Below are 25,460 nucleotides of genomic sequence, written 5' to 3'. Positions count from 1 at the left end.
TCGCCTGACCGCATGACGCCGCCCGGACGGGAGGCCACCGTGCGTGGCCGCCCGTCCGGGCGGATGGTTCCATCGGGTCAGGACGTCCAGGCCGGTCCCTGTCCGGTCCAGCTGACGACCAGCTGGATGTCGTCCAGCTTGCCGGAGTCGAACAGAGCGGCGGCGTCCTCACCGAATCCGAGGAACCAGTCTCCCCTGGGACTGGTTCCGGAGAGCGAGGCCCAGGTCGCGGCGTTGCCCCGCCGGGTGCTGGCCGTGCCGTCCGTTGTCGTAGCGCTTCCGCCGCCCTTGATGCGACGCAGCGACAGCAGCGTGTTGGGCACCGGTTCACCACTGTCGAGCCGGACGGCGACCGCTGAGGCGACGAGGCTCGAGATCCCGACCGGGAAATCGACGTCCCGCAGGTTGATCGTGACCGAGCGGGCCTTCGGGTCGACGGGGTTGTTGAGGTCGTACCACTGGTCGGGGAAGTCGGTCGCCAGGCTGAACACCCGGTCCGAACCGCGCTCCCAGGCGCCGTTGAACCGAGTGATCAGCTGGCTGCGGTAGCCGTCGTCGTACAGGGCCGTGTAGTCGATCGTGAGCATCACATCGGCGATCGCGGCGAAGTCGATCGGATTCGCTGCGGGCGGAAGTTGGAGTTCCCACGTGGTGTCCACGCCGCTGGACTCGAATGGCCGCAACATGTCGGCCTGGGCATCGAGTTCGAACACCCCACTTGCGTTGACCGGTGAGGTCAGGGCCACCAATCCGGGGTCGTGTCGCACGATGATGTCCTTGAAACCGCTGTCCTGCCGGGTGGTCACCCGCGAGATGCCGTTGGAGGCCAGCGTGGCGCGAACGCCCCGGTCCGGCGGGAAGAGCCCGGCGATACTGAGGCGCACCTGGCTGATCATCCGGCAGAACTGACCGGGGAAATCCCGGTCGAACAGGGACATCGGGGTGGCGAAGGCGATGGATCCGGTACGACGGAACTCCAGGAACTCCACCGGCATGAGCTGAGCGAGGGAGAACGTCTGGGACAGGTTGAGACGTCTGCGTTCCGACCGGAAGGCGTACTCCTCCAGGCCGCTCAGGTCCTGGCTGAGCCGTTCCGCTCCGGTCAGCCCCCGGCGATTGACCTGACTGCTGGTGTCGGTCGTCTCGGCCGGCGTCTGCCAGTAGTCGTTGCCGATCAGGGTCTGGGCCGATTCGGCGCGCTCGAAGGCCAGTTGCGCCTGCGCCAGCCGTGCGGTGGCGGTGGCCTGCTGCAGGAAGTACCGGTACACCCCGCCGAGCGTGTTGCTCATCCACAGATACAGGTCGGCGTTGGTGAACTGGTCGTTGAGGAACTTCAGCGTCGCTGCCGCCTGATCGCGCTGGAGGGTGGCGATGGCCCGCTCCTGGGTGGCGATGCCGACCTGGTCGTTGGCCGTCACCACCTGCGCGGCCGCGACCAGCGCGTCCTGCTCCGCGGAGGTCTTCTGCAGGCGCCACTCGTCCTTGTGCTGTTCGATGCCGGCCTTGAGCTGGTTGGCGTCCATCTGGGACTGGAGGTTGATCTGATTGGCCTGGAGAATGCCCTTGGTGCCCACGCCGGCCATGATCGTCATGGCGATGGCCTGCCTGGCGCCGCCGGAGAAGATCGCACCGGCGAGGTCGGCCGCGTTGTAGGCCTGTTGCATGATGCCGATCGCCGTGTCGACGCCGTTGATCTCCTCCCTGACGGATCGCATCTCGCCGTACTGGTCGAGGAGGTCGTGCTCGTACTGGTTCGGCGGCAGATTGATCTGCCGGTCGTAGGTCCTGACCATGACGTCGGCCTTGGCACGCTGGGCTGCCGCCGCCTTGACCGCGTCGTTGGCCTCCGTCACCCGACTCGTGGCGAGGCTGATCTGTGCGTTGGTCAGGTCGATCCCCTTGCCGGCGTCGAAGGCCCGCAGGCTGCGATCGTCGTACTTCTCAAGTGCGGCGAGGTAGCCCGCCTCCATCTGGGTCGCCTGGGCGACCAGTTGATGGGCGCGTTCCATCAGCGCCTTGAAGCGGAAGGGCGTGGGCTGGCTCACCGTGATCGTCCCGACGAAACCTTGCGTACGGGGCATGCCCGCGATGTTCCGCCCCTGCCGCAACTTGGCGAGCTGTACGTTCACCCGCGCCGACAGCGACTCCAACTCCGGGATCGGCAGGATCGGCTCACCGGGATTCGTCGGCTCGAGCGGGCGAAGCGCGGGGACGGCGAGCAGTCGGCGGGCGGCGAGGTAGAGGGTCCTGGCGTGGGCGACCGACTCATCGGTCTCACGGCTGAACTCTGAGTCCGCGAAGTCGATGTGGCACCGGATCACCGCCAGCAGCGTGGCCCGGGTGTAGGGGGCCGGCCGGTTGTCCACGAGCCCGAACGGATCCAGCTTCTCCGTCCACTGCGGAGGGAATTTGAGATCGGGGCGGACCGCCGTCTCGGTGGTGATCCGGAGGTAGCTGGATTTGGCCACGCCGTCGTCGTAGGGGTACACGACCCAGTACCAGTCGAGCGCCGCACGGTAGTCACCGGCAGTCTGCAGACGCTGGGCCAGCAGGAGAGGCACGGCCCAGAAGGTCTCCCGGTTCTCCGCATCCGGCCTGCCCACCTGGAGCTTCCTGAGGTCGTCCTGGTGGGTGGCCGACCTGGGAGGGTCAAGATACTTGAAGGCTGAGCCCGCGTAGTCGCCCGCTGCTTTCACGGCCTTTTGTGCGCTGAAGACGCCCGGCCCGCGGATGGCCTCGAAGAAGGCGGCCAGTTGCGGCCTGCCACGCGACACCAGCAGTGTCGGATCGAGGTTGCGCTCGGGAAACAGGAACGCCGTGGTGGCGGCCTGCCAGTTTCCCATTTCGCCCATCCAGACCCATGCGCGGGTGAACGCGTCAGGGTTACCGAGCTTCCAGCTGAACGCGGGATGCGTCGGCAGCATCTCGCCGGATCTCTTGGCGGACAGGAGTGACTGAATACTCTCCAGCGCCTGCTTGACGCGGGTGGTGCGCAGCGTTCCGCCGGCGAGGACGTCGACGAGGAACAGGGCCGTCATCTCCTCGCCGATGACACCCGTGGTCGTGGGCTTCAGATCGTCGAGCAGCGCGTCACGCAGGATCGGCAGGGCGGCCTGCTCGGCCGCGATGACCGCCTGCGCGTTCCCTTCGACGACGTCCTCGCGCTGCGTGGTCCTGCTGCGCAGCACGGACTGCCAGTCGTGACGGGCATCGCCGTCGACGCGGTACGCGCTGACCCGCGGACCGGCACCCGAGAGGACGAAGTAGTCGGGGGAGAGCGCGAACGCGGTCTCCTCAGTCACCCAGACCGGGAACTGCTGGCGCTTGTGGGCTCCGGTGAGGACCGCGACGGCGTCCTTCCACTCGGCGGCCGTGAGGTTCCCGGTGGCGGCGAGCCGGGCGAGCTTGCGCAGGAGGAGGAAACCGGGCCGGCTCAGTCCGGCCGACGCGAGCAGGCCACTGATGTCGGCGCCCAGGTTCTCCTTGCTCTCCCAACGGGCGAGGTCGACTCCGGGCAACGCCTGGGTCACCATGGCCGTGAGTCCCAGGATCGCGGTGGCGGCATTGATGCGCAGTGTGTCGAGCATCTGCTCGTAGCTGGCGAGCGTCCCGGCCCGCTGCGTCAGGAACAGCCGGACGGGGTCACCGTTCGGTCCCTCGATGACGTCGTCGGCGCTGATCACATCCGGGTCGGCGAGCACCCCGTACGTCCGCGGCGCGTTCGGGTGCTGGTCCTGATCGGCCCAGGACAGCGCCAGCCCGGCCAGCTGCCAGGTGAGCAGGCGCGGTGTCGATGGCATACGCAGCGGGTCCGACTGGGTGGTGGAGGTGAGACCGAAGAGGGTCTCCAGCGCCGTTTCGGTGAGCCCCGGGCCGTCCAGCACCAGTTGGTCCAGCTCATCGGGTTTGGCCGCCGACAACCGGATGCCCAGTCGTGCCGCCAGCGCCTGGCGAACGGCGGGCGCGGCGCCCCGGACCATCCGCAGTTCCGCGTAGGAGGTGCCCACCGCGGCGAGCAGCGACGCGTACGCCGCGTTGCGGTAGGCCTCCTCCCCTGCCGCCCCGGGGCCGGTGGGGGTCTTGATGGCGGCAATACGTGCCCGGAGGAGTTCGACGGGCACGCGCAGCTGGTTGATCCCGACGTTGCCCCGGTCCGCCTCAGCTGACACCGGCTGGCTCAGCCGGTCGAGCGGCTGACCCAGAACGCGGACCAGGGTGGCGGTGTCCAGCGACGCCTCCGGTGGTCCCGGAACCCTGACCTGCTCCTGGGTGAAGGACAACAGGGCAGCCAGGTACTCGCGTTCGTTGAGCCGTTCCTCCAGGGTCTTCGGCAGGTAGCCGCTGACGACGTCGACCGGGAACTTCGTCGGAGCGGGCATCGTGTTGCCTGCCGCGTCGGTCGCCCACACATAGACCGTGTGCGCGCCGAACCCTTCCAGCGGCACGTCGGCGAGCCAGTTGCGGAAGTCGCCGGGTGACAGCGGCCGCGCCTGCTCTCTCTTTCCATCGGGGCTCAGAGCCCAGGCCACCGCCGCCTTTCCGCCGATCATCCCGCTCTGGGGATCCGCCGCGGTTCCGCTGAGCTGCGCGATCCCCTTCCCGTGGTCGTCACCGACGACGTCGGGCTGCGCGGTGACCGGCACGGTCGGCAGTCCGATGTCACGGCCGGTTATCGTTCGGGTCTTCGTCGAGAAGGCGTTGTCCCGGTCGGCGACGGTCACCGCGATGGGCCGCGCCCCCAGCGGCATCGGGCCGGGGGTGAGGGTCGTCTGGTACTGGGTGCTGGAGATCGTCTCGGCCACGACGAGCTGACCGTCCAGGGCGATGCTGACCGTGACGGGGAAGAACTGGTCGGCCGGAATGCTGACCTTCACGTCGACGAACCCGCCTCGCTCCCCCAGATCGACCACGGCGCCTTCGGCCGGCGCCGTCACCGTGAACGCCGGCGGAAGCGGCGACGCCACCTGGAAGGTGACCGGACCGGACCGGACGATCTCCCCCCTGTCGGTGACCGCTTCAGCTGTGACGGAGTGGGTTCCGGGGGTCGGGAACGTCAGGGTGAAGGCTCCGCCGCTGCGGTTCTCCCGGACCTTCTCGACGCCGTCGACGCTGACGGCTGTCTGTACGTACGTGACGAGAGGAGTCGGTTTCCATCCCCCGTTGATGAAGTCCCAGCTGAAGCTCGCGCCCCGGTAGGCGGTCACCGCTACCGTGGCGGCGACCCCCGCCACCACCCGCCCGGCCTGCGCGGAAACACTCACGCTTTCCAGGATGTCGGGCGGTGGCGGCCCGTCCGGCGGTATGACGATGGACTCGACCGGTCCACTGTCCACTGCTGATAGTGCTCTGTCCATCACGAGAAACCCCGTCCGGGATCGAAGGAAGTGAAGTGGTGTTCCTGACAGTGCTCCCGGCCACCACGGCGGGGAGCGGGACCCCGTCTACTGATGGCAGGAGGGCGACCAGGAGAGGCAGGACATACGGAGCGCTGCCTCCGCCTGCTTCGGATCGTGCATGGTGGCCCGCATGTGCTCCGTGAGTTCTTGCCGGGCGGTCGCTCCCGCCAGCATGATCGGGCCGGGCGACAGGTCCCAGGCGAGCAGCCCCACTTGCTTCAGGGCCGCCCATCCGTGTCCTTCGCGGAGCTCGGCGCCGACCATGAAGGATCGGTAGGCGACGGGTATGGCTATGGCTGCCTTGCCGATGAACCCGAAGACGCGTCCGGCCTTGCTCAAACCGGATCCCACTTCCGCCACCTCGGCCACCGCCGACTCTCCGGCTGCCGCACTTGGCGCGCCACTGGAAGCCCCTGCCGGCGCCATCATGCGGTATCCCTTGCCGGGGACATTCTCGAACCCGAGATCACTGAGAGCAGCCCGAACGCGAGTCGCCGCACTACCGGTGTCGGTTTTGATGATGTCCCAGATATGGCTATTGATCGCTGTCTTGAGTGCGGTGGGGGACATTCCCATGGGATCACGTATCTTGGCGACAGCTTGGGCGAAGATCGTTCTCATCTCGGTTATCTCGTTGAAGTTCCTGGTCATCAGGATGTTCGCGTCATCGGCTACCGAAACGGCCCCACGACTGAGGTTCGTAGCTCGCGCATCAGCGCCGAGGTACTTGGTGGAGCGATTCGTGGCCGGGTCCAGGAGTTGACGGTTCGACACGTCGAGTGCCCTGCCCCGCGCATCGCCAACGGAGACACCTCTCTCTCCGACCGCCAACGGTTCGTCGATGTCCATGGATATGGGGATGGACCGCATTCCGGCCTTCCCGGAGGCCATGAACGGGTTCTCCGCCGAGTCGATGTGACTCAGCGCCCCGTCCAGAGCGTCATTCACGGAATCACCGTTCGTGCCCCGGGTGTCCACCATCCGGAGCGGGTTGGCACGAACGTACAGATAGAGGTTCAGCCCGTCGACGATTCCCAGCGGGTCGCAGCTGCACCATCTCATGCTCCACGGAGCGAAATAGCGAGCCTGCTGGTAGTTAAGACCGCTCTCCTCATCCCGCTCGCAGCCGGTGAACCGGTAGCGCTTACGGGTGAAGCTACCGAAGCTGGTTTCACCGTAGGGGGTGTACTCCTCGCGGTTGGTGAGGGTACCGGTCTCGTCGAGGACGGCGGTGCTGCTGCCGAGGTGGTCCCCGAGATGGAAGGCGATGGCCGGGCCGCGGTCATCGGGATGGGCGGCGCCGAGGCGGACGAGTGCGACACGCCGGCGGTCGTCCATCACATGTACATGGTTGCTCTCGCCTGTCCCGGGGACGGCAGTGGACGCGGTCCCCGTGGACGTGGCCGCAGGGGCCCAGCGGTGATGCTCGAACACCTCGTCGAGGTAGTGGGTGACCTCCACGGCACCGCCCTGGCGGCGGACGAACTTCTTCACCCGATGGCCGGTCACGTCGTAGAGGTACTGGGCGTGCACGGACGGCTCGGCGCCCGCGGTCTGGGTGGCGAACACCGTGAGCTGGTCGGAGTGGTTCCACTCGAAGTGCCGCGAGGTCGTCTCGGCGACCGTGTTCCCGTTGCCGTCGAAGGTGTAGTCGTACGGCGTCTTCCCAACGGACATCCGCTGCAGCCGGTTGCCACCGGCCGCCATGGTGAAGTCGCGCCCGAAGCCGCCGGTGCCGCCGTGGCCGAGGCTGAGGATGTTGTCCGCCGCGTCGTACCGGTACGTCTCCGTGTACGCCTGCGCCTTCGTGACGTCGGTACCGCGCGGCAGGCCGGGCCACGGGTCCCCGGCAGGCGGCGCCTGGTGCTCGCGGCCGGTCGCGGTGAGCAGTCGGTAGACCGGGTCGTAGGTGAAGCGCCGGTCGAGCGCGTCACCGCTGCCGAGCAACTTGCGCAGTACCGGGTCAGCGGCACCCAGCGCTTCGGGGTTGTTGGGAATGCCGCTGCCGGGCGCCCGGTCATGGATGGCCAGGAGGTTCCCGACCAGGTCGTAGTCGTAGTGGTGGTCCTGCAGCGGATCCCCGGCCGGGCGATAGGTGAGGTCGCCGGCGAGGGTGTAGTGCTCGCTGCGCAGCCGCAGCAACCGGAACGTGTGCGGGTCGAACGCGTAGCGGGTCATCACCCCGTTGCCGTAGGCGATGAGGGCCCGCTGGCCCTTGGCGTCGTACGTGATCCGCTGCACATGGACCGCGTCGTCCAGGCGCACCTGCTCCAGCGCGCCGGCCCTGTTGTACGTCGGTCGAAGCTCCCTGCGGCTCCCCTCCACATCGGTCGGGAACACATGCCTGACGATCCGGTTGAGCGCGTCGCGGCTCGTCGTGGTGACATAACCACCGGGCTCGAGCAGCTGCGCGTCGCGGGCCGCCCGGGTCTGGCCGGCCGCTGGAGTCCACTCGATCCGGAAGGGCACCACCTGCCAGCCCTTGCTCCTGGCCTGTTCGTACGTAGCGAGGATCGGCGCGTCGGCGACCACCTGCCGCTTGGACTCCAGAACATTGCCCTTGAAGTCGACTGCCGCGACGGAGATGAGCCCGGCCTCGTCGTGGTGCCGGACAGGACGGCCGAGCAGGTTCAGCGCGCGAGCGGCGGCCCGGTCCGCGGCCGGCTGCCCGACGGCACCCCCGTCGCCGTACTCGACGAGCTGGCGCAGCGTCACCGGACCGGACCGGCCGTCGCGCGCCCACACCCGGCTCGGCCGGTGCAGCACGTCGAATGTGCCGAGGGTCAACGCCCCTTTGCTGTCACGGGATTCGACCGGCCGGCCGAGGGCGTCGGGCACCGCGTCGCGACGTCCGATGTCCATGCCGTCCATCCGCCAGCGCCGCTTGGCCACGTCGAAGGAGTACGTGAAGGCCGGCCTTCCGAGCGCGTCGGTGGTCGAGACGAGATTGCCCGGGATGTCGTAGGCGGACCTGGTGGTGAACCGGTCCGCATCCGCCACGCCGTTGCGCGCGACGGCACGCACGGTGCGGCCCAGCGCGTCGATCTCGATACTGGCCGGGGTGTTCCAGTGACCACGGTAGGGCGCGGCGGTGTCGCCGTGAGTGCGACCCGCGTTGTCGTTCGCGTCGTAGGTGTAGGTCTCCCACGGCGTGGGTTCGAACACCTCGGGGACGCCCAGATCGGCTGGGACTCCGAAGATGACGCGCTGCTCGCTGCCGTCCGGGTTCAGCGTCCGCACCACCTGCCCCCGGGGATCGTGGAACATCGTCGCCTTCTGCCCGAGCCGGTCGTCGAGCGGTTGCGCGTAGGCGAAGCCGGTGGCGAAGAACGGCTCGTACTTCATCACCACCCGGCTCTTGTTGTCGTAGATCTGCCAGCCGGAGACGATCACGTTGTCCGGGTCCGACGGTCCCCGGGTGCGCCCGGTGGTGTCGCCCACCGGCGCGAGGTCCTCGGCCGGTATGACGCCGCCGCCATAGGCCAGGTCGCCGAAGAGGGTGTCCTCGGCCTGGGAGCGGGTCTGCAGCAGTCGGCCGAACCCGTCGGAGTACGCCACCGACACGATCGTCTCGCCGCGCTCGGCGGCGGGGACGTCGGTGTCCATGTCGTGGTGCACCCGCCGTTCGGTGCGCACCGATGCCGGTTGGCCGCGCTCGGCGAACGCGAGCAGGTCGTAGGTCGTCCGCGAACTCGGCGTGTCGCGATCGCCCTCGCCGTTCTTGCCCCGCACGTACTGGGCGGTGACCAGTCCGGTCGGGGAGAAGGTCACCGAGACCGTGTTGCCGTTGGCGTCGGTCAGCGTGTGGGGGCGCAGCAGCCGGTAGTCGCTCGCTGCCTCACTCGCCAACCCGGCGGGGTCCACCGACCGCACCGGCAGCAGGTCGTGCTCGTCGTGGACGATCTGGCTCAGCGCGCCCAACGGGTCGAGCGACGCGACCGCCAGTCCTCGCGGCACCCGGCCCGCGAGGTGCACGTCGTACCGGTGCCGCGCGCCGGTCACGTAGTACCCGCCGGGCGATCCGGGCACGTCGATGTCCGCGTAGTGGGTGTAGCCGGCGAGAGCCGGAAGGGCCGCGCGGAACTCGGGCGGGTACTCAGCGGTCCACGCGGTGACCCCGCCGGGGGCCAGGTAGACCGGCCGCGGGCCGGTCGCGAGCGGGTCGCCGGGCAGGTAGAGGGCGTCGAGGAAGGCGTCCGTGAAGGCGAGGGACTCCGCCCGTACCGGCAGCCCGTGGTCGCCGAGAGTGCCGAGCGGCAGTCCGGTGAAGGCGTCGCCGTCGTAGTACGTGCGGGCGTGGCCGATCACGCGCAACGACAGCCCGGCCTGCGTCGGGCCGGCGAGGATCGCGTCGCGCAGCTGCGCGACACTGAGCCGGCCGTCGTCGACCACTTCGTAGCTGGTCGTTCTGGCGACCCGGTCGATCAGATAGTGGTCGGCGTCGTCGCGGCGGGCGAACTCGGTGGTGGCGTACGTGGCCAGGTACGGCGTGGTCGTGGCGGCGACGGCGGCCATCGGGTCGCGGCCCCGGGGGACGGCGATGGAGAGCTGCCCTGCCGGGAACCCGTAGGCGTCATGGCCGACGGGAAAGGCGAACCGGGTCATCGGTTCGTCACCGCGCTCGTACTGCGTGGTCCGGCTGCCGAGGCCGAACGGGAAGAAGATCCGTTCCCGCACGTCCGTCGACTGACCCTGGTCCGGCACGGGCGACTCCTCCCGCATTCCGGAGATCGACTCGGTGACGGTGTAGGGGCGGTGCTCGCGGTCGGTGCCGTCCAGGCCGTACAGCTCCGTGCGCAGCAACTGGCCGCGCAGGGTCCGCAGCGCGGCCCTGCGGGCGCTTCGGGGCAGGGCGGCCAGGAAGGCGGTCTGCCCCGGCGGGCGGGACAGCATCGGTACGTCCAGGCCGGAGTACTCGTGCCGCAGATCCAGTTCGGTCCACTCCCCCGCCTCGACGGCGGCGACCGGTCCCGGGTGGAACCAGCTCTTCGTGAGGGTGGGCGGCGAGAAGTGCCCGTCCGGGACCGCGCCGGGCCCTGTCGTGGGCGCCGTGCCGAAGTATTCGCTGTCCAGCTGTTCGACCATCGCGAAGCCGCGGAACTCCCGCTCCACGCCGTCCCAGTAGCCGTGGTGGTAGCGGTACTTCGTGGTCAGCCGGCCGCCCGAGATCGCGTCGGCCACCTCGACCCGGGACACCACGTGCACCGGGAACGGGAGGGTGGTGCGCCAGCGTGTCTCCGGATAGCTTTGGTCGCGGAGGTACTCCTGTGTCGACGGCGCGTACGTGACCTGAGTGGTGGCGCCGAGGTGGTTGTCCATCACGGTCAGCAGGTGCGGCTTGACGCCACCGGCGAAGTCCAGGAAGCGCAGGTGCGGCCTCCCCGAACCGTCCGCGGCCCGGCTGAAGAGCAGGCCGGCCATCCCGGTCCCGTACACGTCGGACAGCTGGAGGGAGTCGCTGCCCGTCACAGCCGGAGTGCCGGTGATCGTCACCGGCTGTTCGGTCCAGGCGTTGCCGGACCGGTTGCCCCACAGCAGCACCCGCCCGTGGTCGACATAGATCAGGTCGGCCGCGCCGTCCCCGTCGACGTCGCCGAGCAGCACCCGGCGCGGATCGAAGCCGTCGGGCAGCCGGGGCGACCGGCGCATCGTGACGCGCGCTCCCCAGCGTCCGTGGCCCTGGTTCGGCCAGTACGCGACGTTCCCGTTGCGGAGCAGCACGATGTCCTGCAGTCCGTCGCCGGTCATGTCCGCGAACCGCACCCGGGGATCCGCCAGATCCACGAGCGGGGCGGTGCTCTGTGCGGTGCGCTGCCACGCCTTGCTCGGATCGGGGTCGTTGAACCAGCACTCCAGACGGGTACCCGAACGCAGCACGTCGGTCAGCCCGTCACCGGTCAGGTCCACCAGTTTCACGTTCGGATCGGAGAGCCGGGCCGACGGCGACTGCCGGTAGCGCCGGAACGAGCGGTGGCTCCAGCCGCCCGCGAACGTCATCGGGTAGTAGCCGGCCGTCACCCCCGCGGTCCGTCCGCCCGAGGTCGTCTCGGGCACGACCAGATCGGCGCGACCGTCACCGTCAGCGTCCATGAAGCGCACCCCGGGATCGGCGAGGGACACCGGCGGCGCCTGGGCCAGCTGACGGGGGAGCTCGAACCGGCCGCCGCCGGCGTTGCGCCATACGCGCTTCGTGGCCCCGAGCTCGACCAGGTCGGGAAGTCCCGTTCCCTGTAGGTCGACGAGGGTCAGCGTCGGGTCGCCCAGCGACGCCGTCGGCAGGGCCGGCCCGGCCAGCGCCTCGAACCGGCGCCCGGCCGGATCGAAACCCGAGTAGGCGAAGGTCAGCGGCGGCAGGTTCTCCAGCAGCGGATCCTGGGCCGGCGGCGGGTCCTGGCCCGGGGGCAGATCCTGGCCCGAGGGGAGATCCTGGCGTGGCGGCGGGTCCTGGCCTGGCGGCAGAACCTGGTCGTCGATCCCGACCACGTCGACGCGCGTGAGCAGCGATACACCGTTGAACCCGGCCTGCTGGTAGGCGAACCGGCACTCACGGGCCACCCGGGCGATGCCGTCCGCTGCGTGCGTGGTCACCCGGACGGTGCGGCAGCGCAACGACGTCCGCACCTCGAACCCGGGCCGGTGGTCCGAGAACGCGTCGGGCCGCGACTCGTAGTCGAAGTCCACCGCGACGAGGAACGACGGTTCGGCCCGGTCTCCGTAGTCCGCGTAGGAGATCCGGGCGAGCAGCGGGCCGTCCCACGTGTGTCCCGGCTCCTGGCCGTGGTCGCGCAGGTAGTCGTAGCGGATCACGTTGCCCAGCGCGTCCTCGGTACGGGTGATCCGCCACGCGAACACCCGGTCGGGATCATCAGGATCAGCGACCACCGCGGGGTCGCGCCAGGTGGCGTCGGCGCCGGCCGGCCGGGGCGTCCCGTAACGGGTCAGCAGACCGTCCTTCCCGCGGACCTCCCAGTAGTTGCCGGAGGCGTCCCTGACGTGCTCGATCCGGGCGAACAGGCCCTCCGTCCGCGGCCGGTACCGCACCCGGCCCGGCCGGCCGCCGTCGACGGGAACCAGATCCTCGGCCCCCGACAGGACGAACACATCGGCCGGGTCCGCCCCGGGCCCGGCGGGCCCGGCCGTCGCCGGGTCCGCGTAGCGGGGAATGCCTCGGGACGTCTTACGGGACACCCCCGGCAGACTCAGCTGCCACCCCAGCCCGAACGACCCGTTCCCGTTACCGGTGCTGTAACCCAGCGACAGGTGCGGTGCCAAGCCGAGCCGGCCGGCGGGGACCGTGATCGGCACCGTGAAGTTCCCCGTCCCGGTGAACAGGTCCGGAGTGAACGTCTCCCCTATGCCGCCTACCGCACCGCCGCCCTTCGGCAGCGACAGCACCGCACCCTCCGCCGTGGAATCCGCTCCGCCGCTCATTGACCCGCCCCCGCTTCGACATCGCCGAATCCCACGAAGGAGTCGGACTGACGGTCTGCAGCATGGGAGCGGCGGGAGCCCCCTGTCATGCCGCGTTCCGGTCAGCGGACCGGAGCACCGGCCACCGGTCGTGGAGCGGGTGGTGACGTGTCGCGTGAGGGTCTCCGAAACCGCGCCCACCAGCGCTGCCGCCGACGGAAGCGCACGGAGTTGGGTTTAGTGTTCGGCTCATGGAGTCCTACACCATTGGTCAGGCGGCGAACCTGCTCGGCGTGAGCGTCGACACGGCGCGGCGCTGGGCGGATGCCGGCCGTTTCCCCACCCATCGCGAGAACACCCGCCGGTTCGTCGACGGCCCGGATCTTGCCGCCTTCTGCGTGGAAGTCGCGCAGGAGGCCGCCGCGGAGAACGGCGAGGCGTACACATCCGCGCGCAACGCCTTCTCCGGCATCGTCACCGCGGTGAAGCTGGGCGACGTCGCCGCCCAGGTCGAGATCCAGGCCGGGCCCCACCGGCTGGTCTCACTGCTCACCCGCGAGGCCGTCGAGGAGCTGCAGCTGCAGGTCGGCATGCAGGCGACCGCCCGCGTGAAGTCCACCAGCGTCCACATCGACCTCGCCTGAGGGAGAATTCTCGGAGGAGCTGTCGATTCGGCCGTGTCTCGTTCGACGCAGATTCATCCGCACCCGCGTGCGCCTGTTCGACGATGGGCGACGCGATCGACGGCTATCAGGTGGCCGAGCAGGTCAGCTCCGCTGCGGTCACCCATGTCCGCCTGATCCGTCGCTGACGCGCGCCGCCGAGGTGGCCGGTGCATGACCGTGGTCGCCGGGTTCCGCCGTTCGGTTCCAGCCGCTCGGTTCCCGCCGTTCGGTTCCCGCCGTTCGGTTCCCGCGCTCGGTTCCCGCCGCTCACTTGCGGCGGGACAGCGCGACCATGACGAGCACCAGGACACCGACCAGCAGCAGAACCCCCACCACCGTGAGGACGACATGCCCGCCCGAGGAGGGCGGATCGGGAGCGATATCAGCAAGTAGAGACACGTGCGTTCTTCCCTTCGACGGGCCCGGCGACCGGAGCCCGGGCCGGACCCATCCCCAGAATGAGCATCAGCAGGACCGGAAACTCCAGATAGGCGTGGTAGCTCGCGATCGCCGCGTACAGCGCCTTGCCCTGTGCGTAGTCCGTCGCGAACAGTGACGCCAGCGCGGCGGCCACGCCCAGGCCCAGCGCCCAGGCCCGCCAGCCGCGCAGTACCGGCACGCGCCGCTCGAACGACCGCGTGGCGTCGGGCGCGTAACGCGGCAGGAACCAGACCCAGACCACGTAGTGCATGGTCTGCAGGAAGGCGAACACGGCGACGAAGCGCAGGCTCACCGTCGAGTCCAGCCAGGCCGGCGGCGTGTACGCGGCGGACAACCGGTCCGTCCAGGCCGTACCGGCGGCCAGCCAGTGATCGAACACCCCGGCCATCAGCAGCGTGGGCACGGCCAGGACCCACCCGCACTGCACCGCGCGGAAAGTGGCCCGCCCTTGCGGCAACCGGCGCGACCACTCCCACAGGAAGAGCAGCGGCACGATGTTGTGCAGATGCGTCAGCACCACGAAGTGATAGGCGGGGAAGGCCAGTGAGGTGCCGGCCGCCGCCGCGAGCACGGTGACCGAGGCCGCCAGCAGGGGCGGCCGGGAGCGCAGCGCGTGCACACACGCGGTGCCCAGCAGCCCGTAGGCCAGCAGGATCTCGCCGGTGCGCGTCACCGTCGACGGCGGCAGCAGACGGCACACCACGATCCCCGTGATCAGCAGACCCAGCAGCCGCAGGAACGGTCCGCGCAGCACCCCTTCGAAGCGGCCGGCCACGTACCGAAGCTCCAGCACGTTGTGCAGGATTCCGAACGTCGCCAGCCCTAGGACGGCCGTCCCGGCCGGCAGCCGCAGCGCCGCCACCAGTGCGACGGCCGCCGCGCACACGAACCCCACCACCGGCGCGGCGCCCAGCCCCCGCACGGCGGGCAGGCCCGCCGCCTGCGCGCTCGCCATCCGTCCCCTCCCCGTGACACGATCCCGCCGTGCCGTACCTGTTCGCCCTCGCCCTGACTCTGCTCGTCGAGGTCCCTGTCTACGTCGCGGCGCTCACCGTACCGGCCCGCGTCCGGCCGGCGCGCGCCGGTGCCGCCGCCCTGATGGTCAACTGTGTGACGCACCCGCCCCTCTGGTGGTTCCTCGCCCACGTCCCGGCCGCCGACTACTGGGCGTACTTCGCCGCGGCCGAAGCAGCCGTATGCGTGGTGGAGGCGCTGCTCCTCCGCCGTCTGCTCCGGCTGACCGGCCCGGTCCCTTACGCGGCATCCGTGACGGCCAACGCGGCGTCGGTCATCGCGGGGCTCCTGCTGATCTGAGCGCCTGCGACGTGACGGCTCCGGTGTGGGGAGTCGGCAGCGGTTCGGGTTGGTACCGGCAATGGATCCAGTCGGTCAGACGGCATCCGTGCCGGGGGTGCGGAGTTCTCGGGCACGCGTCGCGATGGTGCAGCGGATCCGTACCGGCATCACCAGCGAACCGTCCGGGGCACCCAGCCGCTGCGCCGCTGCGCAGGCCGCAGCCCGTGCGTGTTCCCGCTGCTCGGGAGAGAGATCCATCACCCTCGCTCGGTGCACACTCCACGGCAGGTATTCCCACCACTGCGCCGGATCGGCGAAGGTCAGCTCGACGGTTCTGTCCTTCTCCCGCACTCCGGTGAATCCGGCGGCCGTCAGGTGCGTGGCGAGCGAGTCCTCCACCGGTGCGGCCGGAGCCAGGGCCCGCTCCACGTCGGCCCACTCGGACGGGAATCCCGGTACGAAGTCGCAGATCCCCACCGTTCCCGCCGGCCGCAGCAGCCGGCCGTAGGAGCGGAGTACGGCGGACACGTCGGTCAGCTGACGCAGGACGAACCCGGAGGTCACCGCGGAGAAGGTGCCCGCCACGAACTCCGGCGCGGCCGCGTCGCCGACCAGCACCTCGACCTGGCTCAGCCCGCGCCGAGCCGCCTCCGCGGCCGTGGCGCGGACCATGCCCGGCGAGATGTCCACCCCCACAGCCCGGCCGGCCGTCCCTACCGCGGCAGCAGCCGGAAAGAGGCACGCCCCGCGCCCGCACCCCGCGTCGAGCACATGGCCGCCAGGAGTCAGCTCCATCGCATCGACGAGGATCTGCCCGGCAAGCGCGTAGAACGGCGGTCCCGTCCGGTCGTAGCCCTCGGCCAACTCGTCGTAGCGCGCCGCGACCTCCCGGACCCGGGTGCCGGGAGAGTCGGCCGGCGCGGCCACACCCAGCCGCAGCGCCAGTGCCTCGGCGGCCGCCAGGAGGGACTCGCGTTCCTTGTCACTCGGATACCGGTGGGGGCTCATCAGCTCACTCAGCAACGCCGTGTCGACGGATCGCTCCGCGACCCGGGCGATGAACCGCCCGGCGAACTTGGCCCGTTCGGCATCCCCGATGTCGAAGTTCTCGAGCAGCGCGGCGCTGTCGAGCACGCCCCGGTTGCACGAGGCGATCAACCCGTCGTCCTCGACGAAGTCCGGGTACGGCGCGCGAGCCCACTTCCCGTCCTCCCACCAGTACAGGTAGCCCAGCTCATAGCCGTCGACGAGTTCGCGCAGCATGTCCTTCGGCAGCCAGTCCGGCGCGCCCACCAGCACATCGACGGGCTCGTCCCCCGCGTAGGTGGTGTCGCTGCAGTCGACATCCTGACCGAGGAAGAAGGCCCTACCGCCGTCCGGCAGCAGGTTCAGCGTCCAGCTCCCGTTGGAGTGGTGGCACGTCAACCCGTCATCACTCAGGGAGTACTCGGCGCCCAGTGTGCTGACAGCATCCATCAACGCCAGCACCGCGCCGCGTTCCCACATCCGCTCGGGCCGGTCCAGATCCTCCGGAAGTCCAGGCCGGTCCGTCATGTGTCCCCCGATGGTCGCCCGCGTGCTCATCCGTACTTTTCCTTGCCCACCACCGTAGTAGCCACCACTGACACACCACCCGGTGGCTCGCGTCGGGCGACCGGACTCGACGAAGGCAGCCACTATCGTGCAACCGTGACCGGTTCCCCCCAACGCCCACTGCTCTTCCTCGATGTCGACGGCCCCCTCATCCCGTTCGGGGCGACACCGCAACAACGTCCCGACGGCTATCCGACGTATCGGACCAGTACCGGCCCGCAGGGGGCCGGTACGCATCCGCTCCTGGCCAGGATCAACCCCGAGTACGGCCCCCGGCTGGCCGCGCTGCCGTGCGATCTGGTCTGGGCCACAACCTGGATGGCCGACGCGAACGAGTGCATCGCCCCGCTGCTGGGCCTGCCGGACCTGCCGGTCGTGAGCTGGCCCGAGCCATCCGACGAGGACGAACCGAATCAGCCAAGTGCCGTGGATGCTCTGGATGAACGCGCTGGACTGCACTGGAAGACCCGCACCCTCGTCGCGTGGGCCGCAGGCCGCGCCTTCGTCTGGGTCGACGATGAGATCACCGACGCCGACCGCACCTGGGTGTCCGCACAGCACCAGGGACAAGCCCTCCTCCACCGTGTCGACCCCCGTTGGGGCCTGACCGAACGGGATTTCCTCGCCCTCGAGGACTGGCTGTGCCGAACCACCGGGATGCATCCGCCCCGCGGTACGGGACATCACCCCTCCCGGCCGACAGGCTGAAAATCGCCCATGGCGCCCTGCCCCGAGCCGCACTTCGCTGATTACGGGCCCGTACGGCCGGGCTCAGCGACACGATGGCGGCGTGAGACTCACTCCCCCCGAAGCTGTACTGATCGGAACCGCGCTGGGCGCCCTCGCTTCGCTCTGCAGCGTCGGGATCGCGCAGCGCTCCACCACCAGGCGTGAGCGCGAGCAGCGCGTCTGGGATCGGCGTATGGCGGTCTACGACGAAGCCCTGATCCTGATCCACCGTATTGCCCACGACCGCGGGGAGATGCTCCGGACGGGAATCCTCCCCGAGCGCCGGAATCCCCAGACCGACCGGGCGGACATCACCCCCGTCCTGGCCAAGCTCGAGATCTATGCGTCCGATCAGCTCCTCGCGGCGCATGAAAAGACCTTCGAGGCCATGCGTGAGTGGATCAATGCCTGGGGTATATGGAAGACCCAGGAGGAGACCAACCCCCGGCGCTCCGACCGAGATCCCTTATGGGTGATCGTCATGGACGGGGTCAGGAGAGCGGAGGAGGCGGACCGGCGCTTCGTCGAACTGCTGCGCGCGGAGGCGCGTGCCGATGGGCACGGAAAGCGCAAGGGGGTTCGCTTCTGGAACCGAACGGGGGGTCCGACGCGTGACGCACAATGAGAACTTCATAGAGATATTCCGCGACGATCTCCTCCTGGGATTCGGAGTAAGGCTGACACGGAACTTTGCTGTCACCGCCGAGCACTGCCTTCGGGATCGCCCGTCCGACAGTGAGCCGTTGAAGGTTCGCCTGCCGGACGGAACGTTCGCGACCGGGCTGCTGAAGGACCATGACATGCTGTCCGACCTGGCGTTACTGAGGCTTGGATTCCAGCAACCGCCACCGCTTCCCGAAGCCGTCTTCGATCGGGTGAAGCACGGCGACCCCTGGAAAGCCGTTCATCGATTATCGGACTCCGACGATTTTCTGTCCGGCAGTGTCGTCGACATTTCCCTGCTGTACGGAAGCACGAAGCACAGGGTCGTCAACGCCCTCCGCCTGCAGTGTGACGGGCCGTGCGATGACCACCGGCAGTTCTCCGGCAGCCCGATCGAACGCGAAGCCCCGCATCGCGCACCCACCGTACTGGGCCTTCTCGTCAAGAGGCCTCCGTACTGCACGGCGCCGGCCGACTCGGCGTTCGCCGTGACGATAGAGGAGGTGGTTCGCAGCTTGGGAGGTATCCGACTGGTCGCCCCGGCCGGGATATGGCCGGGCACCGGCGACGGAACGTCAGCGAGCGGCACGGCGGGCATCCAGACTTCTCCGCTGGTCAAGCCATACGCCGTGGCGGAGGAAGGAGATCTGGAAGATGACTCCTCCTCCAGAAAAGCCATAGCGGAGGCTCTCGAAAGATCCGATCTGGGCGGCAACATATACCCGTTGTGGAGGGGACGGCTGTCATGACAGAACGATCACCCATGGGTGGCAGCGCTCCGCAAGGAAACGTGAACGCACTCGAGACCCTGAACGACGCCATAGAGCTGGCGGAGGGCTGCCTCCTGGAATCGGGCGAATCGCGCCCGACGGGAGATGATCTCCTTGTGCGATTCGTGGCGTGTCTCCGCCACCGCGATCTGGTGGGGGAACCCCACCAGGCGATCGCCCAGCGACTCGCCCATTTCGCGAAGCTTCTGTCAGCCCTCGGCCTGAAGCAGGGATCACTGACCACCGTCGATCTGACCTTGCGCCATATGGAGATATCGGAGGCCGACCAGGAGATCTACCCCGCCGCCGTCTGGAACGACCTCGGCATGTTGCTGGCGGAACACGGTGATCTGGAGCGGGCCCGGCTCGTCCTCAGCTGCGCCCTCAACAGGGCGCGCCGCAGCGCCGCCCCTGAGCTCGCCCGGATCCTCTCCAACCTCAGTGCCGTGAGTCTGCGGGCGGACGACCTGGAGGACGCCAGAATATGGGCGGAACAGTCGGTGCGGGCCATGGGGAAGTACTGGAGCGTCGACAATCCGGAGGCCCGGCTGACCACCGACTGGGTGTTGCTCGACATCGCCAGGCTCCAGCAGGACGTGCCGGCCATCGGACGAGCACTGGACGACTTCAGCAAGTCGGCCGATCAGTTCGTTCGCGTCAAGGGAAGTGACCATCCGAGAGCCCTCGCGGCGCTGTCGGCCCTGACCGCCGCGAAGTTCGAGATGTCCGCGGCATCCGATGACATCGACATCAGCGAACAGGCCTTGGGCGATCTGGAGACCATATCTCTGAACGCCTCGGCGATTCTCGGTTCCGGCCATCGGCAGACCATCATCACCCAGGCGTCCCTGGCCGAAGCGGAGTTCACGGCAGCGGGGCAAGGCCCGACATTCGACGCTCGAAGGAAACGCGCCGTTGCCCTGCTGGAGACCGTCGCGGACAACTCCGCCCTAACGCTCGGCAGGGATCATCCCCAGACTCTCGAAGTGCGTCGCACCCTCGCGCGGCTGCGTGCCGCCGTGTCACCCGCCCAGGAACTTCCCTACCTGATCGATCAGGTGTACCGGCCTCAGCAGAACACCGAGCGCAACGAGGCGAAGAAGGCGGCGCTCACGAGGGAGCGATCCATCATCCGGCTGATCGCGCACGCCGGCGCCTCATACTTCCTCAGCCACGTGGACCTGTTCTATCCCGCGATCATTCGCGCGCTCGAACGACATATCCACTTCCACGTCGTGCTCAGCAGCCCGTGGAACAGCCTGGCCGTCTTCAGCAAGCGCGACGCGACGACGGAGAAGGCCAACGTCCAGAACATCGTGGACCTCGTCGAGGACAGCCAGTACTACCTGGAGACGTTCCTCCCGGTGATCCAGTCCTATCTGAGGCTCCAGGCACGATACGGAGACCTCATAGAGTTGCGGCTGACCCCGATGGACATCTCCGGGTCCACGCTCCTCACCACCGACATGGGATTCTTTGAACCCTTTATGACGGCAAACCCGGACCTTCGGACCCGTCGCGGACTAAGTGCCTTCGAGATCAGGTTCAGCCAGAGCAGCAGGTACTACGACGACAGCGTGGCAGCCTTCAATACCCAGTGGAAATTGGCCAGCACCTGGATGGAGTTCGGAGCCCACGAGGAGCAATACAAACAGAATCTCCGCGATGTTGTGTCCGAGCTGAGTGACGACACGGATGGGGGTAATATCGGTGCGGCGATCAACAACCGGGCCTGACCGCCCGCCTCCATGACGGCCCAGCCCGCTCGCAGCGGAGTGGAGCGCAGCCCAGGTTCAGGGCGGCCGGCCGGCGTGGGGCCGCATGTCAGGATGTCCCCATGAGGTCGCGACTGCCGTTCGGGGACGAGTTGAGGAGTGAGCTGGGATCGACCGGTCGCTCCCGCAGACTGAGCAGCAGCCCCCGTTCACGTGTGTGGCGCATTGAGCTGCCTGGAGCGTCGGCCGTGGTGAAGCAGTTCGTGGACGGCCCTGACGCCGCCGATCGGTATGCACGTGAGGTGACCGCCCTACGGCTCGCCGGCCGTGCCGCATCACCCGTGGTGCCCGTGGTGCTGGCCGTCGATCCCGGCGAGCGTGTGGTGGTGCTGGAGCACTGGGAGCAGCAACGCCCGGCCGGCGACTGGATGGTCGGCTACGCCGCCGCACTGGCGCGACTGCACGCCACTACCGGTCCGGAGGATGTCGGCGCGCTCCCCCGCTGGCAGGGTCCGCGTCAGGCCGACGTCGACTCGTTCCTCCGGTTGGCCGCGGTGCTGGAGGCTCCCGTGCCGCCCGGTGTGTCCGGTGAGCTGGAAGCCCTCGTCGACCGGCTCGGGCGAGCACCCGGGCATGCGCTTCTGCACGGGGATCCGTGCCCTGGCAACGACCTGCACACCACGGTGGGAGTCAGGTTCATCGACTTCGAGCAGGCCTCGCTGGGGAGCGGTGTGATGGAGCTGGCCTACCTGCGCATCGGATTTCCCACCTGCTGGTGTGTCACCTCGGCGTCCGAAGCGCTGCTGGAGCGGGCGGAGAGCGCCTACCGAACCGCGTGGCACGCGGCGACCGGCTCCGAGATGCAGGGTGATCTCACCGACGCGTGCGCCGGGTGGCTGATCCGCGGCGACGCGCTCGTCCAGCGTGCGTACCGCGACGGCACCGATCACCTGGCGCGGGTCCCGAGGCGGGACTGGAAGTGGGGCACCGCGACCGCCCGGCAGCGGCTCGTCCACCGGCTCGGTGTCGTCGGCAGGATGACCGCCGGCCATGCCTCGCTCCAGGGCGTGAGCAGCCTCAGTACGGACATGCGTCAACGGATGCTCGCCCGCTGGTCCGCGATTCGGCCGGTCCCGGGCGAACGACCGTAACGCTCCGGGGTGTGCCCGGCCGGCTCGAGGGCCGGCCGGGCACATGACGCTCCGACGTGCTGGTCAGGTCAGGTGGCGAGGTGCCACTGCTGGTTGGCGGCGGAGCTGTTGCAGGCCCAGATCTGGAGCCGGGTGCCGTTGGCGGAACTGGCGCCGGTGGCGTCCAGGCAGCGGCCTGATCCGGTGTTGACGAGAGTGCTTCCGGCGCCCGCGGTCCACTTCTGCGCTGCGGTCCCGTTGCAGTCGTAGAGCTGGATCTTGGTGCCGTCGACGGTGCCCGCGGCGGTGACGTCCATGCACTTGCCGAGCGCTCGCAGGGTGCCGTCGGACGAGGAGGTCCAGGCCTGCGCGCCCGTTCCGTTGCAGTCGTAGAGCTGTACGGGCGTGCCGTTGGCGCTGTTCGACGCCGCTACGTCGACGCACTTGTTGCCGATTCCGGTGAGCGGGTGGCCAGTGCCGCCGCCCGTGGTGTCGCTGGTGGTGACGTGCACGTAGTCCACGACGAGCTGCTGCGGGAACGTGGTGCCGGAGTTGGGGTCACCGGGCCAGTCGCCGCCCACGGCGAGGTTGAGGAGCAGGTAGAAGGGGTGGTCGAACACCCAGCGGTTGCCATTGAGGTCGGCGGGGGTGCGCGTCTCGTAGACGTTGCCGTCGACGGACCACTTGATGGAGTTCGGCGCCCAGTCCACGGCGAAGGTGTGGAAGGCGTCGGAGAAGCTCTGGCCGCCGGGGAGCGTGTAACCGGCACCGATGCCTCCGGCACCGGAGTAGCCGGGGCCGTGGATGGTGCCGTGTACGGAACCGGGCTCGAAGCCGACGTTCTCCATGATGTCGATCTCACCGCTGCCGGGCCAGCCGGCCGTGCCGATGTCGTTGCCGAGCATCCAGAACGCGGGCCACATGCCCTGGCCGCGCGGGAGCTTCATACGGGTCTCGAAGTGACCGTACGCCTGGGTGAACTTGGTGGGCGTGGAGAGCCGGGCGGAGGTGTACTGGCAAGTGCCGTACCAGCACTGGTAGTTGGCCGGGTTCTCCTTGCGGGCGGTGATGACGAGATTGCCCTGGCCGTCGAGGGCCGCGTTGTGGTTGCCGCTCGTGTAGTACTCGCGCTCGTGGTTGTTGACGTTGTCGCCGGTCTCGTAGCCCCATTTGGAGCTGTCGACCGCGCTTCCCGCGGCACCGTTGAAGTCATCGGTGAATGTGGCGGCGGCCGCCGCGGGAGAGGTGTTCTTGGCGCCGGCGGCTTGTGGGGACAGCGCCTGCTGGAGCCAGCCGCAGAGCAGAAGCACGGCGGCGGCGAACAGTGCGAGGGGGCGGGGGCTTATACGTCGGGTGGGGGGTGACGCCGACATGACGGGCTCCTCAGTGGGGGAACGAGGCGGGGGCAAGCGCTCAAGCCGCTGGACATGGCGACACCTGGGCTGCACATACCGGCCCGTGCGGGCACGCGTGTGCGAGGGGTCAGCTGGGGCAAGGTACCGCTTCCGGCGCCCCGCAGCGTCGGAACAGTCGGTACACGACAAGCCCCAGGCAGAGCCCCACGGTTGATGTCCGGCCGGTCGAGGTGCGGCCCGAGCTGGTCGGGACAGTGTCCTGAAACGCTGTACGACCACGACCATGCTTGGACTAGACCACGACGCTGTCAAGACCACGGCGGCTTCTTCCGGTCCTTCCGTGGCCATCGGCGCAGTACAGCACCCCTGTGGGTTGCGCGGGCCACCGAAAACCATCCTCGAGCGACAACCGCGGGGCCTGTACGAGGTCTTGACGGGGCCGTGTCCCCTCGGTTAAATCACCACCTGGATTAAGTCGTGAACAAAGTGAAGTCTTCTACTGATGCTCTGTCAGGAGGGTGTCCGTAGGCCTTCCCGCCCGCCCCACCAGGCCGCGACCGACCCGCATCGGCCCCGGCCACCGATCCCTGTCGGCACGCCCTCTGCCGACGGCCGCACCTCGGTCTCTCCGCGCGATCCCCCCACTGTCACTCCGCCGTGCCCAGGAGGAACCCCGTCCCATGTTGCGAACCCGCACGGCACTCCCCGTGCAACGCGTACTGATACGCCTGCTCGCGCTCTGCATGCTCCTGCTCGGCCTCACCGCGGTCCCGGACTCGGGCACCGCGCACGCGGCCCCCACCTTCAAGGTGCTGGCCTTCTACGACGGCACGTACGACGCGGCGCACATCAGCTTCGTCCACGAGGCCAACCAGTGGTTCCCGCAGCACGCGGCGGAGAACGGCTTCACGTACACCTCTACCAATGACTGGAGCCAGCTCAACACCGCCAACCTGGCCAAGTACCAGGTGGTCCTGTTCCTGGACAACTACCCGCAGACCGCGGCCCAGCAGAGTGCGTTCAAGACGTACATGGACAACGGCGGCGGCTGGATGGGCTTCCACGTCTCGGCCTACAACGACGCCACTCCCAGTGACTGGTCCTGGTACCACAACACCTTCCTGGGCACCGGCACCTTCAAGAGCAACACCTGGGGCCCGACGGCCGAGACGCTGAAGGTCGAGGACCGTGCGCACCCGTCGATGGCGGGGCTGCCGGCCACCATCGCCTCGTCGGTCAGCGAGTGGTACAGCTGGAACAACGACCTGCGCCAGAACCCGAACATCGACATCCTGGCCTCCCTCGACCCGTCGACCTTCCCGGTCGGCACCGACCCCGCCCAGACCTGGTACAGCGGCTACTACCCGATCATCTGGACCAACCGCCAGTACAAGATGCTGTATGCGAACTTCGGTCACAACGCGATGAACTACGACACCAACACCGCGCTGTCGTCGACCTTCGCCAGCGCCCAGCAGAACCAGTTCCTGCTCAACGGCATCAAGTGGCTCGGTGGCGGCGGTGCGTCCAATCCGGGCGCCGGCTTCACGCTCGGCGTGACGCCCGCCTCGGGCTCGGTGGCACCCGGCGCCTCGGCCACCTCCACGGTCACGACGGCCGTCACGTCCGGTGGTACGGCGCAGAGCGTGGCGCTGACCGCGAGCGGTGCTCCGTCGGGAGCGACGGTGTCGTTCAGCCCGGCGTCGGTGACCTCGGGAGGCAGTTCGACGCTGACCGTGGCCACGACCGCGGCGGTCGCACCGGGCACGTATACCGTCACCGTCACCGGCACCGGTTCGTCGGGTGCCCAGAATGCCACCTACAGCTTGACGGTGACGGGCACCGGCGGCGGCTCGGGTGCGATCACGGGCTACGGCGGTAAGTGCGTGGACGTGGCCGGTGCGAGTGCCACGAACGGTGCCGCGGTGCAGCTGTACGACTGCAACGGCACCGCCGCGCAGAGCTGGGCGGTGGGCGCGGACGGCAGCGTGAAGGCGCTGGGCAAGTGCATGGACGTCACCGCCGCCGGTACCGCCAACGGCACCAAGGTCCAGCTGTACGACTGCAACGGCAGCACCGCGCAGAAGTGGACCCCGGGCACCAGCAACACCCTGGTCAACGCCGGTTCCGGTCGCTGCCTCGACGCCTCGGGACCGAGTTCCGCCAACGGCACCCGGCTCCAGATCTGGACCTGCAACAGCGCCGCCGCCAACCAGCAGTGGCATCTCCCCAGCTGAACGACCGGTGATCCCCCGGATTGAACCGGGGGATCACCGATCGGCCGCGGAATTCAGGAC

The 25,460-nt window shown here is 68.9% G+C and carries 14 protein-coding genes; 8 read left to right on the top strand and 6 right to left on the bottom strand.

The annotated features are described in order from the left end of the window. Positions 1–77: 77 nt before the first annotated feature. Positions 78–5,261, bottom strand: coding sequence for a neuraminidase-like domain-containing protein (locus LNW72_RS41855; protein WP_250979534.1), 5,184 nt, complete (start codon positions 5,259–5,261; stop codon positions 78–80). A gap of 180 nt (positions 5,262–5,441) precedes the next feature. After that, complete coding sequence (locus LNW72_RS37735; protein WP_250979533.1) at positions 5,442–12,827, bottom strand: SpvB/TcaC N-terminal domain-containing protein; 7,386 nt, start codon at positions 12,825–12,827, stop codon at positions 5,442–5,444. 230 nt (positions 12,828–13,057) lie between these two features. Between LNW72_RS37735 and LNW72_RS37730 the strand changes: the two genes are divergently transcribed. Then, positions 13,058–13,450 (top strand): TOBE domain-containing protein, encoded by a 393-nt coding sequence (locus LNW72_RS37730; RefSeq protein ID WP_250979532.1) that lies wholly within the window; start codon positions 13,058–13,060, stop codon positions 13,448–13,450. Between the two features lie 288 nt (positions 13,451–13,738). On the opposite strand, the gene LNW72_RS41425 is transcribed toward LNW72_RS37730, so the two are convergent. Then, a complete protein-coding gene (locus tag LNW72_RS41425; protein ID WP_285369885.1) occupies positions 13,739–13,870 on the bottom strand; it encodes a hypothetical protein in 132 nt (43 codons plus the stop codon). Further along, positions 13,854–14,867: a hypothetical protein gene (locus tag LNW72_RS37725; RefSeq protein WP_250979531.1), complete on the bottom strand. Its 1,014-nt coding sequence runs from the start codon at positions 14,865–14,867 to the stop codon at positions 13,854–13,856. The genes LNW72_RS41425 and LNW72_RS37725 overlap by 17 nt, the downstream gene beginning before the upstream one ends. A 29-nt stretch (positions 14,868–14,896) precedes the next feature. On the opposite strand from LNW72_RS37725, the gene LNW72_RS37720 reads away from it, so the two are divergent. After that, entirely contained in the window at positions 14,897–15,226 is a 330-nt protein-coding gene (locus tag LNW72_RS37720; RefSeq protein WP_250979530.1) for a hypothetical protein, read from the top strand. Between the two features lie 75 nt (positions 15,227–15,301). On the opposite strand, the gene LNW72_RS37715 is transcribed toward LNW72_RS37720, so the two are convergent. Next, positions 15,302–16,792 (bottom strand): methyltransferase domain-containing protein, encoded by a 1,491-nt coding sequence (locus LNW72_RS37715; RefSeq protein WP_250979529.1) that lies wholly within the window; start codon positions 16,790–16,792, stop codon positions 15,302–15,304. 105 nt (positions 16,793–16,897) lie between these two features. Between LNW72_RS37715 and LNW72_RS37710 the strand changes: the two genes are divergently transcribed. From LNW72_RS37710 to LNW72_RS37690, 5 genes are all read left to right on the top strand, one after another. Next, entirely contained in the window at positions 16,898–17,509 is a 612-nt protein-coding gene (locus LNW72_RS37710; RefSeq protein ID WP_250979528.1) for an HAD domain-containing protein, read from the top strand. A gap of 82 nt (positions 17,510–17,591) precedes the next feature. Continuing rightward, entirely contained in the window at positions 17,592–18,155 is a 564-nt protein-coding gene (locus tag LNW72_RS37705) for a hypothetical protein (protein WP_250979527.1), read from the top strand. Next, the gene (locus LNW72_RS37700) at positions 18,142–18,942 is read left to right on the top strand and encodes a hypothetical protein (RefSeq protein ID WP_250979526.1); all 801 of its coding nucleotides are present in this window, start codon (positions 18,142–18,144) and stop codon (positions 18,940–18,942) included. The genes LNW72_RS37705 and LNW72_RS37700 overlap by 14 nt, the downstream gene beginning before the upstream one ends. 41 nt (positions 18,943–18,983) lie before the next feature. Continuing rightward, entirely contained in the window at positions 18,984–20,699 is a 1,716-nt protein-coding gene (locus LNW72_RS37695; RefSeq protein ID WP_250979525.1) for a tetratricopeptide repeat protein, read from the top strand. Positions 20,700–20,800: 101 nt separating this feature from the next. Further along, the gene (locus LNW72_RS37690; RefSeq protein WP_250979524.1) at positions 20,801–21,829 is read left to right on the top strand and encodes an aminoglycoside phosphotransferase family protein; all 1,029 of its coding nucleotides are present in this window, start codon (positions 20,801–20,803) and stop codon (positions 21,827–21,829) included. A gap of 68 nt (positions 21,830–21,897) precedes the next feature. Here the strand turns inward: LNW72_RS37690 and LNW72_RS37685 are convergent, their stop codons facing one another. Beyond that, positions 21,898–23,181, bottom strand: a complete 1,284-nt coding sequence (locus tag LNW72_RS37685) for a glycoside hydrolase family 16 protein (RefSeq protein ID WP_250979523.1) — start codon at positions 23,179–23,181, stop codon at positions 21,898–21,900. A 662-nt stretch (positions 23,182–23,843) separates the two neighbouring features. Here LNW72_RS37685 and LNW72_RS37680 point away from each other — a divergent pair. Continuing rightward, entirely contained in the window at positions 23,844–25,400 is a 1,557-nt protein-coding gene (locus tag LNW72_RS37680) for a ThuA domain-containing protein (RefSeq protein ID WP_250979522.1), read from the top strand. The last annotated feature ends 60 nt before the right edge of the window (positions 25,401–25,460 follow it).

Source organism: Streptomyces sp. RKAG293, from assembly GCF_023701745.1.
Classification (GTDB): Bacteria; Actinomycetota; Actinomycetes; order Streptomycetales; family Streptomycetaceae; genus Actinacidiphila.
The sequence above is the reverse complement of the archived record's forward strand: the minus strand, read 5'-3'. Positions and strand labels throughout refer to the sequence as shown.

What these genes read in the sequence shown, in the direction of transcription:
- LNW72_RS37730 (WP_250979532.1), top strand. Translation starts at nt 13,058, where the DNA reads ATGGAGTCCTACACCATTGGTCAGGCGGCGAACCTGCTCGGCGTGAGC.
- LNW72_RS37735 (WP_250979533.1), bottom strand. Translation starts at nt 12,827, where the DNA reads ATGAGCGGCGGAGCGGATTCCACGGCGGAGGGTGCGGTGCTGTCGCTG.
- LNW72_RS37685 (WP_250979523.1), bottom strand. Translation starts at nt 23,181, where the DNA reads ATGTCGGCGTCACCCCCCACCCGACGTATAAGCCCCCGCCCCCTCGCA.
- LNW72_RS37725 (WP_250979531.1), bottom strand. Translation starts at nt 14,867, where the DNA reads ATGGCGAGCGCGCAGGCGGCGGGCCTGCCCGCCGTGCGGGGGCTGGGC.
- LNW72_RS37690 (WP_250979524.1), top strand. Translation starts at nt 20,801, where the DNA reads ATGAGGTCGCGACTGCCGTTCGGGGACGAGTTGAGGAGTGAGCTGGGA.
- LNW72_RS37715 (WP_250979529.1), bottom strand. Translation starts at nt 16,792, where the DNA reads ATGAGCACGCGGGCGACCATCGGGGGACACATGACGGACCGGCCTGGA.
- LNW72_RS37680 (WP_250979522.1), top strand. Translation starts at nt 23,844, where the DNA reads ATGTTGCGAACCCGCACGGCACTCCCCGTGCAACGCGTACTGATACGC.